At 43.9% G+C, this 1969-nt stretch carries 4 protein-coding genes and 1 pseudogene; 1 reads left to right on the top strand and 4 read right to left on the bottom strand.

What is annotated here, in order from left to right; all coding sequences use genetic code 11:
• Positions 1–114, top strand: a pseudogene (locus DWX84_RS21330) (N-acetylmuramoyl-L-alanine amidase); the annotation flags it as partial.
• Positions 115–146: 32 nt separating this feature from the next.
• Here the strand turns inward: DWX84_RS21330 and DWX84_RS21325 are convergent.
• From DWX84_RS21325 to DWX84_RS21315, 4 genes are all read right to left on the bottom strand, one after another.
• A complete protein-coding gene (locus DWX84_RS21325; RefSeq protein WP_048928433.1) occupies positions 147–632 on the bottom strand; it encodes a DUF6169 family protein in 486 nt (161 codons plus the stop codon).
• Positions 604–753 carry a hypothetical protein gene (locus tag DWX84_RS21735; protein WP_005862749.1) on the bottom strand — a complete coding sequence of 50 codons (150 nt, stop codon included), beginning with the start codon at positions 751–753 and terminating at the stop codon, positions 604–606. Before DWX84_RS21735 ends, DWX84_RS21325 begins: the two co-directional genes overlap by 29 nt.
• Before the next feature lie 84 nt (positions 754–837).
• Entirely contained in the window at positions 838–1509 is a 672-nt protein-coding gene (locus tag DWX84_RS21320; protein WP_005857350.1) for a sugar transferase, read from the bottom strand.
• Positions 1506–1913 (bottom strand): hypothetical protein, encoded by a 408-nt coding sequence (locus DWX84_RS21315; RefSeq protein ID WP_048928459.1) that lies wholly within the window; start codon positions 1911–1913, stop codon positions 1506–1508. Before DWX84_RS21315 ends, DWX84_RS21320 begins: the two co-directional genes overlap by 4 nt.
• Between the last annotated feature and the right edge of the window lie 56 nt (positions 1914–1969).

Here is a 1969-nt window from a genome sequence, read left to right as displayed (position 1 = left end):
CAATTACGAAGGGACTACCCGGAGGCACGTATTCTAGGGCATTACCAGCTTAGCCCCTATATAAAGAAGTCTTGCCCTTGCTTTGACGCAAGGAAGGAGTATGAAACCTTATGAAAGCCATACTATGCCTCCACAAAAAATAGTCGTCATTCATCTATTGGATATAAATTATTCTTTACTAATTCATAGAAGGCTTGAACTAAAACATTACGTTTCGAATTATTTTTATTTAAATAAATAGAAACGTAAAGCAGGTAATCATCTATTTGGGTGGAAGCATCGTATTTTATGATGCTTCCATCATTATAAACAGAATACCATTTAGAGAACAACAATCTGCGCTTTTTTTCTTTGCCATCTAAATTATCACAAACCATTATCATCGCATGGTCGTTCCTTGAGAAGAATATCCGTAATAACGAGACTATGGTCATCGCTATACGATTATCTATCGAATGAGGTCTATCCGACTCCGGCTCTATATTAAAAGTATAGACATTATCAAATGTCGGATGGTATATTGAAAAATCTATAAAATAAGCATGATAAACAATGCCATGCTTAGTCTTAAATGAATAATTCCAATCACTTTCCTCTACTATATCATAAGGGAGTGGCAAACTTGATTCCACGTTGTCGTGCTATTTCTTTTATATCACCTCCCTTTTGAATACATTCTCGAATAATTCGTTTGTCTTCCAATATCTTTTGAAAGACAGACACTGGTCTCATTTCTTTTTTTTTGTTATCCATAGAGGTTTCGTTTTTTATGTTATTAGGCAAAGATAGCTATATTATCTTACAAACAAAGTTTTACCACAAGATATTACAGAAATATCAGAATTTCTTACCGAACGCTATATTCAAGAAGGTCTTCACCAATATCTTGAAATCGAACAGCCAAGAGCGATGCTCCAGATAGAACAGGTCGTAACGCAAGCGGCGGAGCATCTTATCGACCGTGTCCGTATACCCATTGTAGAGCGTGGCGTAAGAGGTCACCCCCGGACGGATCTGGTAGAGGTAACGGTAACGGGGATCACGCTCCATGATCTGGTCGATATAGAACTGGCGCTCCGGACGGGGACCGATAAAGGACATGTCGCCCACAAAAACATTCCATAACTGGGGCAACTCGTCCAAGTGATGTACCCGAAGGAATTTTCCGACACGGGTCATCCGGGGATCTGCCCCACCCTTGTAAAGGGCCGGACCGAATTTCTCAGCGTCCAGACGCATACTGCGGAACTTATAGATGTTGAACGGGCGACCGAAACGACCGATACGCTCTTGCCTAAAGATCGCCGGGCCTCCATCCTCCCGTTTTACGGCGATATAACAAAGTAAAAACAGCGGGGAGAATACGATCAAGGCCAAAAACGCCAGCGCACAATCCCCTATACGTTTTACATTACGTTGGAACATACCCATCCCATCCGGGATGAATCGCTCCGGTTCCGCTCCCTCACTTTTTCCGAATGGTGTAGTTTTCTTTTTTTCAGCACTCATACTCTCTCACTTAATAAAGGTAGTCCCTCCACCTCGCCGGCGTGCCATTCACGGTAGTCTGCCAAGGAAAATCCGGGGACGGTCAATAGCTTGTAATCCGACTCGTCTCTTCTCAAGATATGTTTGCGGGCGTACGAGCGGAGCGAGCGATCCGTAACGGACACCATCACGATCGGGAACGGGTAGGCGAACAGGCGCAACGGCATGGTCTCGCTATCCGGAAATGCACGATACAACTGATAGGCCGAACACTCAAAAGCCACCCAGTAAGCCCCCGTACAATACAGGTGTATTGAGTTTTGGTTCGCACGCTCACGATCCATGATCTCTGTCAAATGCTCACGCAACAGGTTCATCAACCGGAGGCCGGAAGGAACCTCGCACGTCTCTCTCTCTTTTCTCATATCTTTCATTTATCGCTATGCGCAATTTTTACTTATCAACTGATCCCGTGTCCGAG

This window comes from Parabacteroides sp. AF21-43 (genome assembly GCF_003635435.1).
Lineage (GTDB): Bacteria > Bacteroidota > Bacteroidia > Bacteroidales > Tannerellaceae > Parabacteroides > Parabacteroides distasonis.
The sequence above is the reverse complement of the archived record's forward strand: the minus strand, read 5'-3'. Positions and strand labels throughout refer to the sequence as shown.